This is a genomic window from Pseudomonas sp. SJZ103 (assembly GCF_007828335.1).
Taxonomy (GTDB): Bacteria; Pseudomonadota; Gammaproteobacteria; order Pseudomonadales; family Pseudomonadaceae; genus Aquipseudomonas.
The window spans coordinates 12,528-27,489 of the sequence record NZ_VIUN01000027.1; the positions used below are offsets into that span (position 1 = coordinate 12,528).

13 protein-coding genes and 3 pseudogenes are annotated in these 14,962 nt (G+C 61.0%); 11 read left to right on the plus strand and 5 right to left on the minus strand.

The annotated features are described in order from the left end of the window. Positions 1 to 196: 196 nt before the first annotated feature. Positions 197 to 478 (minus strand): DUF6124 family protein, encoded by a 282-nt coding sequence (locus FBY10_RS30990; protein WP_145338747.1) that lies wholly within the window; start codon positions 476 to 478, stop codon positions 197 to 199. A 522-nt stretch (positions 479 to 1,000) separates the two neighbouring features. On the opposite strand from FBY10_RS30990, the gene FBY10_RS30995 reads away from it, so the two are divergent. Beyond that, positions 1,001 to 1,849: an EamA family transporter gene (locus FBY10_RS30995; RefSeq protein ID WP_145338754.1), complete on the plus strand. Its 849-nt coding sequence runs from the start codon at positions 1,001 to 1,003 to the stop codon at positions 1,847 to 1,849. After that, positions 1,849 to 2,775 (plus strand): LysR family transcriptional regulator, encoded by a 927-nt coding sequence (locus tag FBY10_RS31000; protein WP_145338746.1) that lies wholly within the window; start codon positions 1,849 to 1,851, stop codon positions 2,773 to 2,775. Before FBY10_RS30995 ends, FBY10_RS31000 begins: the two co-directional genes overlap by 1 nt. A gap of 27 nt (positions 2,776 to 2,802) precedes the next feature. On the opposite strand, the gene rtcR is transcribed toward FBY10_RS31000, so the two are convergent. Beyond that, entirely contained in the window at positions 2,803 to 4,383 is a 1,581-nt protein-coding gene (gene rtcR / locus FBY10_RS31005) for an RNA repair transcriptional activator RtcR (protein WP_145338745.1), read from the minus strand. 213 nt (positions 4,384 to 4,596) lie between these two features. Here rtcR and FBY10_RS31010 point away from each other — a divergent pair, with 213 nt between their 5' ends. From FBY10_RS31010 to rtcA, 3 genes are read left to right on the plus strand one after another with little or no spacing between them, the layout of a single operon-like run. Beyond that, entirely contained in the window at positions 4,597 to 5,823 is a 1,227-nt protein-coding gene (locus tag FBY10_RS31010; protein ID WP_145338744.1) for an RtcB family protein, read from the plus strand. A 14-nt stretch (positions 5,824 to 5,837) separates the two neighbouring features. Next, positions 5,838 to 6,626 (plus strand): nucleotidyltransferase domain-containing protein, encoded by a 789-nt coding sequence (locus FBY10_RS31015; RefSeq protein WP_145338743.1) that lies wholly within the window; start codon positions 5,838 to 5,840, stop codon positions 6,624 to 6,626. An 8-nt stretch (positions 6,627 to 6,634) separates the two neighbouring features. Then, entirely contained in the window at positions 6,635 to 7,660 is a 1,026-nt protein-coding gene (gene rtcA / locus FBY10_RS31020; RefSeq protein ID WP_145338742.1) for an RNA 3'-terminal phosphate cyclase, read from the plus strand. Here rtcA and FBY10_RS31025 read toward each other — a convergent pair. Next, positions 7,657 to 8,199, minus strand: a pseudogene (locus FBY10_RS31025) (substrate-binding domain-containing protein); the annotation flags it as partial. The gene rtcA and the pseudogene FBY10_RS31025 overlap by 4 nt on opposite strands. On the opposite strand from FBY10_RS31025, the pseudogene FBY10_RS31030 reads away from it, so the two are divergent. Then, a pseudogene (locus FBY10_RS31030) lies at positions 8,199 to 8,453 on the plus strand (sugar phosphate isomerase/epimerase); the annotation flags it as partial. The pseudogenes FBY10_RS31025 and FBY10_RS31030 sit on opposite strands and share 1 nt — an antisense overlap. 49 nt (positions 8,454 to 8,502) lie before the next feature. Continuing rightward, positions 8,503 to 9,465: a Dyp-type peroxidase gene (locus FBY10_RS31035; RefSeq protein WP_145338741.1), complete on the plus strand. Its 963-nt coding sequence runs from the start codon at positions 8,503 to 8,505 to the stop codon at positions 9,463 to 9,465. Positions 9,466 to 9,543: 78 nt separating this feature from the next. Here FBY10_RS31035 and FBY10_RS31040 read toward each other — a convergent pair whose 3' ends face one another. Then, positions 9,544 to 10,416, minus strand: coding sequence for an undecaprenyl-diphosphate phosphatase (locus FBY10_RS31040; protein ID WP_131700763.1), 873 nt, complete (start codon positions 10,414 to 10,416; stop codon positions 9,544 to 9,546). A 178-nt stretch (positions 10,417 to 10,594) separates the two neighbouring features. Here FBY10_RS31040 and FBY10_RS31045 point away from each other — a divergent pair, with 178 nt between their 5' ends. Beyond that, a complete protein-coding gene (locus FBY10_RS31045) occupies positions 10,595 to 11,101 on the plus strand; it encodes a GNAT family N-acetyltransferase (RefSeq protein WP_145338740.1) in 507 nt (168 codons plus the stop codon). Here the strand turns inward: FBY10_RS31045 and FBY10_RS31050 are convergent. Continuing rightward, a complete protein-coding gene (locus FBY10_RS31050; protein WP_053128789.1) occupies positions 11,079 to 12,023 on the minus strand; it encodes a GlxA family transcriptional regulator in 945 nt (314 codons plus the stop codon). The genes FBY10_RS31045 and FBY10_RS31050 overlap by 23 nt on opposite strands. A gap of 172 nt (positions 12,024 to 12,195) precedes the next feature. Here FBY10_RS31050 and FBY10_RS31055 point away from each other — a divergent pair. The 3 genes and pseudogenes from FBY10_RS31055 to FBY10_RS31065 all read left to right on the plus strand — a co-directional run bounded on the left by FBY10_RS31055 (position 12,196) and on the right by FBY10_RS31065 (position 14,700). Continuing rightward, a pseudogene (locus FBY10_RS31055) lies at positions 12,196 to 12,823 on the plus strand (TetR/AcrR family transcriptional regulator). Beyond that, the gene (locus FBY10_RS31060; protein WP_145338738.1) at positions 12,820 to 13,497 is read left to right on the plus strand and encodes a type 1 glutamine amidotransferase domain-containing protein; all 678 of its coding nucleotides are present in this window, start codon (positions 12,820 to 12,822) and stop codon (positions 13,495 to 13,497) included. The pseudogene FBY10_RS31055 and the gene FBY10_RS31060 overlap by 4 nt, the downstream one beginning before the upstream one ends. A 78-nt stretch (positions 13,498 to 13,575) precedes the next feature. Continuing rightward, positions 13,576 to 14,700 (plus strand): alkene reductase, encoded by a 1,125-nt coding sequence (locus tag FBY10_RS31065; protein ID WP_145338737.1) that lies wholly within the window; start codon positions 13,576 to 13,578, stop codon positions 14,698 to 14,700. Positions 14,701 to 14,962 lie beyond the last annotated feature (262 nt).

Below are 14,962 nucleotides of genomic sequence, written 5' to 3' on the forward strand. Positions count from 1 at the left end.
TACAGAGTATCTGATACACCGCGATCTTCTTGACTGGGGCTGCTACGCAGCCCAACGCGGGACAAGCCCGCTCGCCACAGGGAGATTTGTCAGGGGCTGAAAAGTTGTGTAGATACCCTTGCCCCGATAGCGGAGTGTCAGTTGACATCCACTTAACTGACCCACCGCCATCGGGGGCAAGCCCCCTCCCACATGTCTAACCGCGTTTCAGGCAGTTGATGGAGCGATCCACAGTGGTTTTGGCAATTTCCAGCAAATGCCACACCGCCAAGATCTTCGCCCGCTCTGGGCTTTCCAGCTGTTCCCCGCAATCCAGCGCAGTCGCCGACGCACTGTCGAGCAAACTGGCGGTGTAGAGCAGGGCATCTTCAAAGCTCAGGTCTTCGTTGACGGAGTGAAAGCCTTGGGTGGGGAGATAGTGATCGATGGCGCGGTCTTTGGCGGGATCGTGGGGTGGGTCTGGGACGACTTTATTCATTGTGCAACTCCTATTGAGTAAAGGAGCTACCGCCAACGCTGCTAAACGAGGGTGGCAGCTGTACGCGGGTTAGCAGACCGGTCAATAGGAAAACCAGCGCACCCGAAGGTGCCCCGCGCACAGCCACCATAAACGCAGATGTGAACCGTGTGCCTATTGACGTCAGGCTGCTAAACCCGATCACTGATGAGCAGTGACGGACCGCAGACTAGCCATCGATTCCAGCAGGCACAAGGCGGCCAGGATTGTCTAGGAAACGTCCTGCAATTAAAAGGGACCGGCCTTGCTGGCCCTTTACAAACCATGACAAAACGCCACCCGCCCACCAATGGAACGCGGTCAATGTGGGAGGGGCGGTGGCTACGTAGGGGGCTGACATAGCCATCCATTGATTGGTTTTTATCTGTAGGAACGGTCTGCCATGACGGATTTTGACGGCAACGCTGACGAGCTTTCGCTTCTAGCCGGTACACAGGGACGCGTTAAATGGCGGCCCGTTGCTTCTCTCCACAGCCGAACCCCATGGACAACTCCGACATCGCCATCACCCTCGTCTTGATCTCCGCCTTCATGCACGCCACCTGGAATGCCGTCGTCCGCGCCGGCAGCAGCCGCTTCATGACGTTGGCCATGGTCGACGGCACTGCATTGCTGATCTGCCTGGCGGCGTTGCCGCTGGTCAATGTGCCGAGCCCGCAGGTATGGCGCTACGTGCTGGTCTCCGTGGTACTCAATACGGTCTATCGATTGTTCTTGATCAAGGCCTATGAAACCGGCGATTTCGGCCAGGTCTACCCCGTGATGCGCGGCGTGCCGCCGGTGTTGGTCGCGCTGTTTTCCTACTTCTTGCTGCATGAGCAACTGTCAGTCCAGGCCATGGCGGGGGTGCTGTTGATTTGCGGGGGGATTATCAGCCTGACGTTTGTGCGCAAGATGACGGCGCAGATGTTCAAGCCGATTCTGATGGCCGTGTGTGCGGGGGTGTTTATTGCGTCCTACACGGTGGTGGATGCCAAAGGGGTAAGAGCCAGTGAGACCGTGTTGCAGTACATCATTTATCTCACGGTATTCCAGAGCATTCCGATCCCGTTGCTGGCGTTTTTCAAGGAGCGGTCGGCACTCGCTCAGGCTGTACGCAGTCATTGGCGGGTGGGCGTGATGGGCGGCGTTTTTTACTTGGCGTCCTACGGTCTGGTGCTGTTTGCGCTATCGCTGGACGCGCTGGCCAAGGTCTCAGCGTTGCGGGAAACCAGTGTTATTATCGGCGCCATCATTGCTGCGCTGTTCTTCCATGAGCGGTTCGGCTGGCGACGGATGCTTTCGGCGTTCGTCATTGTTTGCGGGATCATCCTGATCAAAGTGAGCACCTGATGGCCCAGCGCCCGCCACCCACGCCGATGCTTCAAGCCTTCGTCAGTGCCGCCCAGACCGGCAGTTTTGCGCGTGCTGCCTCCGAGTTGAATCTCACCGCCAGTGCCATCAGCCATCAAATTGCGGGCCTGGAAGAGTGGTGGGGTGTGCAGCTATTCGAGCGGCATTCACGGGGTGTCAAACTCACGGCAGCGGGGCAGGCGCTGTTGCCGGTGACCGATGGCTTTTTCAAAGAGCTGGACGCTGTGCTGCACTCGCTCAGCCTGAGCAAATCCCAGCCGCTTTACCTTTCGTGCACCTCTTCACTCTGTTCAACCTGGCTGATCCCCAGGATGCATGACGCTCACGCAGAAGCCTCGTTCAACCTTGACTTGGTGCTGACCAGCGCAGACATCAGCAGCGCTAACTGGAGCGCTCATCCGTTCGATGTCGCGGTGGTGATGGGGTATGGAGACTATCCGGATCACCATGCTGAACTGTTGATGCGCGATGAAGTGTTCCCTGTGTGTTCAGCGGAATTTCAACGTGTGAATGGCAATATTGCGGTGGCGGAGATCGCGCGGTACCCGCTGATTCATCGCGTCGATGATCAAGTGTGTCCAAGCTGGGAAAGCTGGTTCGCGTTCCAGGGCCTCACTGCGCCGCCGTATCACCATGGGCCGCGCTTTCCGGATTCCAGCCTGGCGATCAGTCTGGCGGTCAAAGGGGGTGGGATTGCTCTGGGCAGGACGGCGTTGGTCTATGACGCATTGAAGGACGGGACCTTGGTAGCGCTGAACGCGCCTGTAATGATGTCGCCCGCTGCGTACTACATCATCTGCCGAAATGGACGAAAGGCAGAGCCCGATATCGCCCGGTTGTTTCATTGGCTCAAATCTCAGGCGGACGAATTTATGCGTGAAGTGAAATCCCACAGGGGCAGTTGATCTAACGCGCCGCGATTTTCGCAGTAGCTAGGGCTTCAACTGCTTCCAGTCAATCGAAAACCGCGCCAGGTATTTGCGCAACCGATCTGCATCGTTCGGTTGTGCCTTGGCCTGGCGTGATACGCCAAACAAGCGCCGGCCTGCGTCGGAGAGGCTATCGGATTGCTGGCATACGTCGATGACGGCCTTGAGTTGCAACTGGTCGAACAGATCCAGGTCGGCCGGCAGTGACGCATGGGGTGCGTTGATCCCCCAGGCATAACGCAGGCGCTGTATTTCTTCGTCAACCTGGGTTTCATCGATGCGCCCGCTGTCGGCGAGTGTCGCCATACGTGTGATAGAGGCGGACAGTTCGCGGAAGTTACCCAGCCAGGCCGCCTCGCCGGAGCAGGCAAATGCCAGGTACTGACGCCGTGCCTCCAGGTTGAAGCGTACGCGACGGCCGTGCTCGCGGGCGTGACGCTGCAACTCGAAGTCGATGTTCGGCTCGATGTCCTCGCGGCGCCCCGACAGGCCTGGCAGGTCAAAGGTCCACAGGTTGATACGCGCATACAGGTCTTCGCGAAACAACCCTTCGGCGACACGCCCGCGCAGGTCGCGGTGGGTGCCGGCGATGATCAGGAAGTCACTGGTCACTTCGGTGTCGGCGCCCATCGGGTAGAAGCGTTTTTCTTCGATGGCCTTGAGCAGCATGGCCTGTTCATCCAGGCCCAGTTCGCCGATTTCATCGAGGAACAGCATGCCGCCATGGGCTGCGCGCAGCAGGCCGTCGCGAGCGTTTTGCGCGCCGGTAAAGGCCCCCTTGATATGCCCGAACAGCGCGGACATCGCCCCATCGCCGCGCAGGGTGGCGCAGTTCACTTCAACAAAGCGGCCCTGCACCTGATGGCGGCTGCGCTTGAGTTCGTAGATGCGCCGGGCGAGAAAGGATTTGCCGGCGCCAGTCGGGCCGATCAACAGCATCGGCGCCGTTGAGCGTACGGCCACACGTTCGATCTGTTCGATGGAGGCATTGAACGCACGGTTGCGCGTGGCAATTCCCGATTTGAGAAACGCCAGGCCTTCCAGGCGCTCGTGGGCAAAGCGCGAAGCGATGCGGTCGTAGCGCGACAGGTCGAGGTCGATCAGGGTGTGGGTGCCGTTGGCGGGCGCGATGTCGTCCTGGCGGCGTGAAGGGGCTGTCTGGATCAGGCGTGCCGGCAGGTTGCGCGCCTCGGTCAGCAGGAACCAGCAAATCTGCGCGACGTGGGTGCCGGTGGTGATATGCACCAGGTAGTCCTCACGCTCGGTGTCGAAAGTGTAGGTGCTTGTGAAATCGTGCAGCGCGCCGTACACCTCTTCGAAATCCCAAGGGTTGACCAGCGGCATCGGGTGCAGGCGCACCTCCGTGTGGGGGGAGATCTGCTGGATGTCGGCGCGCACCCGCTCGGCCAGGCTGGTATCGCGAGCGTCGACGTCGTGGATCAATTCCAGGCGATCGATCTGCACATCCTCTTGCTGGCACAGCCCGACGCTGGGGCGCCAGTGGTTCCAGCGATTAGCTCCCTTGCCGACGCGATCGAGCTTGGAACCGATAAATCCGATGGCAACTGTGCGCTTGTACTTCATGACTGGACCAAAATATAAGTAACGATATCTAAGGATATGAATGGTGTGACCGGCTTGTCATGGGTTTTCAGTGGATAAAAATAAAAAATACAAAAATATCAATGTAAAACAATAGTTTGTAGATTTTTTAGAAGCGTGCGGCAAAAGCTGGCACGTCTGCTGCTATCACCTGATCAACGCCGCAACGACGGCTTTCAAAAAAGAATCGAGATTATGCAAAAGAACACCTGCCAACTGCTGGAAGTCGCCAACGGCAAACCGATCAAGCTCTGGACCGAAGGCGTGCCGGTTGAGCCCGAAGCCCGCCAGCAACTTATGAACACCGCCAAGATGCCGTTTATCTTCAAGCACCTCGCGGTGATGCCGGATGTGCACCTGGGCAAGGGCTCGACCATCGGCAGCGTTATCCCCACCGTGGGGGCGATTATCCCCGCCGCCGTGGGGGTGGACATCGGCTGCGGCATGATCGCCGCGCGCACCACGCTGATGGCCGGGGATCTGCCGGACAACCTGCATGGCCTGCGTTGCGCCATTGAAGCCGCCGTACCCCATGGCCGTACTCGTAGCCGTAAAGGCCGTGACAAAGGCGCTTGGGAAGACGTGCCAGCACAGGCTGACCAGGTATGGGCTAGGTTGCATCCGCGCTTCAAGGCGATCACCGATAAGTACCCGCAACTGGAACGCAGCAACCACCGCCAGCACCTGGGCACGTTGGGCACCGGCAACCACTTTGTCGAGGTGTGCCTGGATGAAGCCAACCGCGTCTGGTTCATGTTGCACAGCGGTTCGCGGGGCGTGGGCAATGCCATCGGCAACCTGTTTATCCAATTGGCTCAGGCGGATATGCGTCAGCACCTGGCCAACCTGCCGGACCGCGACCTGGCGTATTTCGAAGAGGGCAGCCAGCACTTCGATGACTACGTGCAAGCAGTGGGCTGGGCCCAGGATTTTGCCCGGCAGAACCGCGAGTTGATGATGCGCGCGGTGGTCCAGGCGACGCGCCAGGTGATCAGTAAACCGTTTGAAGTGGCACTGGAGGCCGTTAACTGTCATCACAACTATGTACAAAAAGAGCGGCATTTTGGCGAAGAAATTTTGGTGACCCGCAAGGGCGCGGTCTCCGCAAAAAAAGGCGAGCTGGGGATTATCCCGGGCTCCATGGGCGCCAAAAGCTTCATCGTGCGCGGCCTGGGCAACGAAGAATCGTTTTGCTCGTGCAGCCACGGCGCCGGTCGCACCATGAGCCGTACCAAGGCGAAGAACACCTTCACCGTCGCCGACCAGATCCGTGCGACCGCCCATGTGGAGTGCCGCAAGGACGCGGATGTGATCGACGAAATACCGATGGCCTACAAGGACATCGACCAGGTCATGCACGCCCAGCGCGAGTTGGTGGAAGTGCTGCACACCTTGCGTCAGGTGGTGTGCGTCAAAGGATAAGCGGAGGAATCGAGATGCATAGGGAAGAACGACACCCGTTGAGCGACGCCATGCGCGCTCGGGTCGTGCAGGCGCTGGACAAGATAGAGCACGAGCGCAATGTGAAGGTGCTGTATGCCTGTGAGTCGGGCAGCCGCGCCTGGGGTTTTGCCTCCACCGACAGCGATTACGATGTGCGCTTTGTCTACGTGGAAAAACCTGATTGGTTCATGCAGGTGGACGCGCCGCGTGACGTGATCGAACGTCCGCTGGATGACGAATTGGACGTGAGTGGCTGGGAACTGAGCAAGACCTTGGGCCTGCTGCGCAAATCCAATCCCACGTTGCTGGAGTGGCTGGATTCGCCGTTGGTGTATCGCCAGGAAACCGAGGCCGCCGCGCAACTACGGGCGCTGGCCGAAGCTTTCTACAGCCCGCCGGCCGCGCGCAATCACTACCTGTCGATGGCCAGGAAAACCTTTCGCGGTCACCTGCAAGGTGAAACGGTGCGCTTCAAGAAATACTTCTACGTCTTGCGGCCGTTGCTGGCGGTGCGTTGGATCGACCTGGGGCTGGGGCGGCCGCCGATGACCTTCGCTGACTTGCTGAGCACGGTGAACGACGCGCAACTGTTGGATGAAGTGGCGACGTTGCTGACGCTCAAGCGCAATGCCGGTGAGGCGGCTTATGGTCCGCGACGTCCGGCGCTACACGCATTTATCCAGGCTGAACTGGAACGCGAAGTGCCGGTATTGCCACGCACTCGGGAAGACTCACAACGACTGGACCGCTATCTGCGGGACACGGTCAAACGCTTTGCATAAGGATGGCTATGAAGCAGGACGTGATTGAACTGGATGGCGCCATTGGCGGTGGCCAGGTATTGCGCAGTGGTGTGAGCCTGTCGATGGTGACCGGGCGCACATTGCTCATCAGGAACATCCGCGCCAAGCGCAGTCGCCCCGGGTTGATGCGCCAACACCTGACAGCCGTGCTGGCAGCGGCCGAGGTGTGCAGCGCTCGGGTGGAAGGCGCTGAGCTGGGGTCGCAAACGCTGCTCTTTGCACCCGGGCCGATTCAGGGCGGCGACTACCGCTTTGTGATCGGCACCGCGGGCAGTTGCACCCTGGTGCTGCAAACGCTGTTGCCGGCGCTGTTGCGGGCCACGGCCGCCAGCCGAGTGACCATTTGCGGCGGCACCCACAACCCGCTGGCACCGCCGGTGGACTTCTTGCAACGCGCCTGGTTGCCGCTGTTACGGCGCATGGGCGCACGCGTTGAGTTGAGCCTGGTCCGGCATGGTTTTGTCCCGGCAGGTGGCGGCGAATTGCAGGCGTTTATCCAGCCCGGCGAACTGGCGCCGTTGCACCTGATGCAGCGTGGCAAATTGCTGGAGGCTCGGGCGACCACACTGAACGCCGGCTTGCCCGCTCAGGTCGGCGAGCGCGAGTTCAAGCGTGTACGCCAGCGTTTGGGGTTCAGCCCGGCACAGCTGTTTACGGTCGAGATAGATCCCGATCATGGCCCGGGCAATGTGCTGATGCTGGAGTACGCCCACGAGCACGTCACTGAAGTGTTCAGCGCCTTTGGCATGGCCAGGGTCCGTGCTGAAACCGTCGCCGATGAGGCAATCAACCAGGCAGTGGAATGGCAGGGCAGCGACACGGCGGTGGGCGAACACCTGGCGGACCAACTGCTGTTGCCGATGGCATTGGCGGGCGGTGGCAGTTTCACCACGGCGCATATGAGCGAGCACTTGCACAGCAATATGGCGGTGATTCGCCGCTTTCTGCCGATAGTGATCGAAAGCCATGAGCAGGAAGAGGGGGCGTTGAAGGTGGAGTGCCGGGCGCTCTAAAGATTCTCCGAGGTGACGATCTGCGGCGCGATATACACCCGATGCCGCCCCGGATCAAACCCCTCGGCACTCTGCAATTCCACCAGCAACTGCACCAGCGCGTTCGCTGTCTGCCTGGGCTGTGAATCCATCACCACATCGATCAACCCCTGGCTCAGCGCCTGGCGTGACAGCTGCGTGGACTCCTGCAAAATGCAGCACAACGCCGGGCGCTTGGGCAGTTGCGCGAGGGCGCTGATGATGCCGTCGCCGCCACCGCCCACCACGCACAGGCCACGCAGGTCGGTGTGGCGGGTGAGCAGGTCGAGGGTGGCTTCTTCGGTGATGTCGCAGTTGTCCAGGTTGATCAGCGGCTCCAGCGGTTTGAGACCGGGGGCGTGTTCGGCGAGGTAGCTGTGCAGGCCTTCGACCCGTGCCTGGTGACCGAGAAAGCGATGGCCGCCGAGCAGGATCCCCACGCTGCCTTTGCGTGCGCCACAGGTGCGGGCGAGCAGCCAGCCCATGGTGCGGCCGACCACGTGGTTGTCCTGGCCCACGTGAACAGGTGCAGGTGTCGCTGGACTTCCCCCAGCACCAGGCCTGGGTGCAGCGCTTTACCGCGTGGTGGCGCTACGGGATCGAAGACTGGCTGGCCCGCCCCGACACCCCGCACAGCCTGTCCTTCACCTGCGAACTGGGCCCGCCGCCCTATGCCATCACTGGCGCCGACGGGCGTGAAATCAGTGATCGCTGGGCCGAAGCATTGCAGCTCAAGGCATTGATTCGCGGCGTGTGGCAGGCGTGTCGGAAATGATCTGCTAACCTGCGCGGGTTCACTTCCGCCCCTAGCCTGGATTTGCCCCATGCCGACTTCCTCCGTTCAGCCGCCTCTTGAACCGCAGTCCGTCTGCCACCCGATCACCAGCAGCGCGATCTTTATGGTCGCCACCATCGCCCCCGGCAGTGAAGACGGCGTGCGCGCCTGGTGCGCAGACATCGCCGGGCTGGTGCGTTCGGTGGGCAAACGCGTGCCGGCGGGCAACCTGACCTGCGTTTGCGGCTTTGGCTCGCAGGCCTGGGACCGCTTGTTCGGCGCGCCGCGCCCGGCGGCGTTGCACCCGTTTCGGGAGTTCGGTGTAGAAGGGCGCATGGCGGTGTCGACGCCCGGCGACATCCTGCTGCATATCCGCGCCGAGCAGATGGACCTGTGCTTTGAACTCGCCACCCAACTGATGACAGCGCTGGGCGATAGCGTGAAGGTGGTGGATGAAGTCCAGGGTTTCCGCTACTTCGACATGCGCAGCATCATCGGCTTTGTCGACGGCACCGAGAACCCGGTGGGGCGCAAGGCCGTGGGCTTCACCATCGTTGGCGACGAAGACCCTGGATTCGAAGGCGGCAGCTACGTGCTGGTGCAGAAGTACCTGCACAACATGACCGCCTGGAATGGCCTGACGGTGGAAGCCCAGGAGAAGGTGATCGGGCGCACCAAGTTGTCGGATATCGAGTTGGATGATGCGGCCAAGCCGAGCAATTCCCACAGCGCGCTGACCGTGATCACCGACGAAGACGGCGAAGAAGTGAAAATCCTGCGCGACAACATGCCCTTCGGCCGCCCGGGTGCCGGGGAGTTCGGCACCTACTTCATCGGCTACGCACGCTCGCCGCAGCCGCTGGAATTGATGCTGGAAAACATGTTCGTCGGTCGCCCGGCAGGCAACTACGACCGCTTGCTCGATTTCAGCACGGCGGTCACCGGCGGGTTGTTTTTCGTGCCATCGGCCGACCTGCTCGAAGCACTGGCGGAGCGTACGGGCGGGCTGTAAGGCAAAGCAGTTCAAATGTGGGAGGGGGCAAGCCCCCTCCCACATGAGATTTATGCTGGGTTGAGACGAGGGTTTGTATCAACTCAGCAGCCCGGTACTTACCGCCACAATCAGGAACACCCCCAGCAGCGCGCGATAGATCACAAACGGCCAGGTGGAGAACCGCTCCAGGAACTTCATCAGGCCCCAGATCGCGAAGAACGCCGAGACGCTGGCCACCAACAGCCCGAACAGCAAATGCGGCCAGGCATGGGCGGGCATATCGGCATGCAGCAGCACCCACAGCTCCTTCAAGCCGGCGAGGGCGATGGCGGGCAGGCCCAGCAGGAAGGAAAAGCGTGCGGCTTCTTCGCGTTTGAAGTTAAGGAACAGGGCGGCGGTGAGGGTCGAACCCGAACGCGATACGCCCGGAATCAACGCGCCGATCTGCGCGACCCCGACGATCAGCGCATCGCGCAGGCGCATCTGGCTGACCTCGCGGGTATGCCGTGCACGCAGCTCGGCCGCCGCCAGCAACACCGCCATCACCACGCAGGAAATCCCGATCACCATCAGCCCGCGCAGCGGCGAATTGCAGGCGTTCAGGGTCGATGACAAGGCCAGCCCGGCAATCCCGATCGGGATAGTCGCCAACACAATCGCCACGGCCAGCTTGAACCATTGATCGTTGTAGTCGCCCCGGCGCACCGCGCCGATGCTGCCCGTGGTCACTTGGCGCACATCGCGCCAGAAGTAACTGACCACCGCCGCCAGTGCCGCCAACTGCATGGCCGCCGAAAACGCCGAGCCGGGGTCTTGCCAGCCGAGCAGGGCGGGCACTACGCGCATATGGGCGGTGGAGGAGACCGGCAACAGTTCGGTAATGCCCTGGATCACGCCCAGGATGAAGATCTGCAAGTAGTCCAGGGAGGCGAAGCCCACATCCAGGCCGGCGGAACAGACGTTCGTCAAAATACGTGTCCTTGAGGAAAGGTAGAGATCGGCGAATTCTATTCGAAATGTTTCAGAGCTTTGGCAGGGGCCGCCGCTATTTGCAATCGGTTCAGCAAGTTGAAAGGTTCGTGGCGCTATTGGACTGCGCCGAGGTTTTGTGAACAATGGCGCCCTGCGTTTTTTGACCGAGAGCCCAATGCCTGAAACTACCGTGGAACTGATCCAGACCGGCCCTGAAGAATCCGAGTTGATCCGCAATCTCTACCAGTACTACGCCTATGAGTCGTCGGACTGGGAGCAGGAAGATGTCGAGGCGGACGGCCGTTTCTACATCCATGACGAACACCTGACGCGCTACTGGCAAGACCCGCAGTGGAGCGCCAACCTGTTGCTGGTCGATGGTTATATCGCCGGCTTCCTGCTGATCGAAGGCAGCGAGTTGCCGGGCATCGACGCCTTGGAACTGGCCGACCTGTTTATCCTCAAGCGCTATCGCCGCAAAGGCATTGGCCGCGCCATCGCCACCCAGGTGCTGTGCAGCGGCGCGGCGGATTGGCTGGTGCGGTTTTATGACCAGGACGAAGTGTCCCAGGCGTTCTGGCGCTCGGTGCTGGATAACCTGCCGCGCCCGGTGCAAGCCCTTGAACTGGCGGATGATCCGCAGTTGATGAGTTACCTGGTTACGCGGGCGGTGTTGCATTAAAGGTTTGCTGCATCGCCTGCGGCGGCTGCCCGAACGCCCTTAAAAACGCCTGGCGCATGCGCTCGCGGTCACCGAAGCCGGTTTCGCGGGCCACCACTTCCACCGGGTGCCGGCTGGTTTCCATCATCGCCCGCGCAGCCTCAACCCGCAGGGATTCGATGGCCTTGGCCGGGGTTTGCCCGGTTTCTTCGCGGAATACCCGGCTGAACTGGCGCGGGCTCAGCCGGGCCACGTCGGCCAAGGCGTCCACCGACAGGTCGTGTGTGAGGTTTTCACGGGCGTAGGCCAGGGCCAGTTGCACGCGGTCGGACTTGGGGTCCAGCTCCAACAGTGCCGACAATTGCGACTGCTCACTGCCCCGACGCTGGGCGATCACCAGCTTGCGCGCGATGCGCCGGGCGAGGTCGCTGCCCAGGTCGTTCTCCACCATGGCCAGCGCCATGTCTACCCCGGCACTCATGCCGGCGCCGGTCCATACCTGGCCGTCGACGATAAACAGCTTGTCTTCTTCCAGGCGGATGTCCGGGTAGCGCTTGCGAAAGGCCGGCGCGTGGATCCAGTGGGTGGTGGTGCGCTTGCCGTCGAGCAAGCCGGCTTCGGCCAGCACGAAGATGCCCATGCACAGCGAGGCGACGCGCCGCGATTGGGCCGAGGCGGCCTTGACCAGTTCCAGCAGGTTGGCCTCCGGCAGGCGAAACTCCAGGTAACCGCTGACAATCAGCGTGTCATAGCCTTGTGGCCGCAGGGGCGAGGTGTTCACCGAGAAACCCTGGGACGTCATCACCGCGCCGCCGCTTTCCGACACCAGGTGAAACTCATAGGCAGGTTCACCGCGCAGCAGGTTCGCGCACTCGAACACCGAGCCGAGGCTGAGGCTCAGGGATTGGAAGTTCGGGTAAACCATCAGCGCAACGCTGTGCATCGCATGTCTCCAGGGGCGTGGGAGGGTGGATTGTCGGCGCGTGCCCGGTAAACGGCAACCCACTTCGGGTCATGTCCGGAATCCTTGCGCATATGACATTGTGAGGGTTTGGCGCCGCCCCTAACATTCCCTCAACGAACTAGACGACTGGTCTAATCGGACGGAGTGAAGCATGAACAGCGAAACTAAAAGTGCACGGCAGACCATTCTCGACACGGCGCAGTTGATTGTTGGCCGTAAAGGATTCTCTGCGGTGGGCTTGAACGAAATACTTCAAGCCGCCCAGGTGCCTAAAGGTTCGTTCTATCACTACTTCAACTCCAAGGATGGTTTCGGTGTCGTGTTGCTCGATACCTACTTCGACAACTACGTGCACGGCATGCAGCAACTGTTCGACCAGCCCGGCTTATCCCAGCACGCCAAGTTGATGCGTTATTGGCAGGCCTGGATCGACAACCAGACCGGCTGCACCGATGCGGGCAAATGCCTTGCCGTCAAACTGGGTGCTGAGGTGTCAGACCTTTCAGAGCCCATGCGCCTGGCGCTGGAACGTGGCACGTCGCGCACTATCGATTTACTCGCCATCGCCATACAGCGCGGCCTGGAGGACGGTTCCCTGAACGTCGATCAAGCCCCTGCAAGCCTGGCCCGGCGCCTGTACGCGCTGTGGCTGGGGACCAGCGTCATGAGCAAGATCACCCGTACATCCGCGCCTTTTGATGAGGCGTTGCTGCTGACCCGACAGCTGTTGGGTTGCCCTGGATACACTGACATTCACTGATCGAGGCACTGGAAAATGAAAGTATTAATGGTACTGACCTCTCACGACCAGCTTGGCGACACCGGCCGCAAGACCGGCTTCTGGCTCGAAGAATTTGCTGCACCCTATTACGTGTTCAAGGACGCCGGCGCCGAACTGGTGCTGGCTTCCCCGGCCGGTGGCCAGCCGCCGCTGGACCCGGTGAGTGACGCGCCCGACGCGCAAACCGAGCAGACCCGCCGCTTTGCCGCCGACCCTGCCGCGCAACAGGCCCTGGCCAACACCGTCAAGCTGGACACAGTCAACGCTGACGACTTCGACACCGTGTTCTACCCAGGTGGCCACGGCCCGCTGTGGGACCTGGCAGAGTCGCCGGTGTCCATCGCCCTGATCGAGTCCTTTGAACGGGCCGGCAAGCCCATTGGTTTTGTCTGCCACGCACCGGGCGCCTTGCGTCACGTCAAGGCCGTCAATGGCGAGCCGCTGGTCAAGGGCCGTCGCGTCACCGGCTTCTCCAACTCGGAAGAAGCGGCGGTGGGCCTGACCGAGGTGGTGCCGTTCCTGATTGAAAATGATTTCAAGGCACTGGGCGGCAACTATCAGAAGGGCGCCGACTGGCAATCCTTCGTGCTCGAAGATGGTTTGCTGATCACTGGACAGAACCCTGCCAGTTCCAGTGACGTGGCTAAGGCGCTGCTGAAACTCACCGCATAAGTTAATTAACCCTGCTAATCATTGGCGACTTGCAACAGTCGCCAATGCTTTTGTTCGTCCCGAATTTGGATTACCCCAATGACTAACAGCGTTTTAAGTACCCCGGTAAAACTGGGTCATCACACCTTGAACAACCGTATCGTATTGCCGCCGCTGACGCGCCAGCGCAGCGCACAACCCGGCGACATCGCGACCGACCTGATGGCCAAGTATTACCGCCAGCGCGCTACGGCCGGTTTCATGGTCAGCGAAGGCACGCAGATCGAACCGCGTGGCCAGGGCTATGCCTGGACGCCGGGCATCTACACCCCGGCGCAGATCGACGGCTGGCGCAAGGTCACCGACGCGGTGCATGCCGAAGGCGGGGTGATCTTTGCCCAACTGTGGCATGTGGGCCGTGTGTCCCATAACGCCTTGCAGCCTGAAGGCGCCGCACCGGTGGCACCGTCGGCCATTCAAGCCCAGCAAGCCAAGGCCTTTATCGAAACCGGGCCTGGCGAGGGTGAATTGAAGCAACCGCCGGTGCCTCGCGCCTTGAGCGTGCTCGAGATTGAAGAATTGGTCGGGCACTACGCCCAGGCCGCACGCAATGCCCTGGACGCCGGGTTCGACGGCGTGGAAATTCACTCGGCCAACGGTTACCTGGTCAACCAGTTCATCTCGGCCCATTCCAACCAGCGCGACGATGAATACGGCGGCTCGCTGCATAATCGCCTGCGCTTTTTGCGCGAGATCGTCGAAGCCGTCAGCAAGGTAGTCGGGCCGGAGCGCCTGGGTGTGCGGTTCTCGCCGCTGTTCAGCGGCACCGACCAGGACCGTGTGTACATCGGCCTGGTGGAAGAAGATCCGCACCACACCTACATCGAAGCGATCAAGGTGTTGGAGGAATCGGGCATCGCCTACGTGTCCATCGCCGAAGCCGACTGGGACAACGCCCCCGTGCTGCCCGACAGCTTCCGTGAAGCCGTGCGCAGCACCTTCAGCGGCCGCATTATCTATGCCGGTCGTTATACCGCTGAACGCGGCGCGAAACTGGTGGAAGCCGGGTTGGCGGATTTGATTGCATTCGGACGGCCGTTCATTGCCAACCCGGACCTGCCGCAGCGGCTATTCAAGGGCTGGCCGTTGAACCCGCTGCGGGAAGAGGGGATGTATGGTGGGGGTGAGGTTGGCTACATCGACTACCCCACTTACTCCGAGTAAGAACGCAGTCAATGTGGGAGGGGGCTTGTTTCCGTGGCGGCCTTCGGGCCGACCGCTTTTTTGGAGTTTTAGCGAGTACATATCCGTTGCTGCGGTCACGGCCACTTAGGGTTCCGCTCTTACAGCGGGTCACTTTTGGAAGAGCGCCAAAAGTAACCAAAAACGCTTCGCCCCAACACTCGGCACCTCGCTTAGGCTCGGTGTGCCCTCACTCCGGCTTTGGAGCGTGGGCCGCCGCGATGGGCCATCCTTGGCCCAGCGC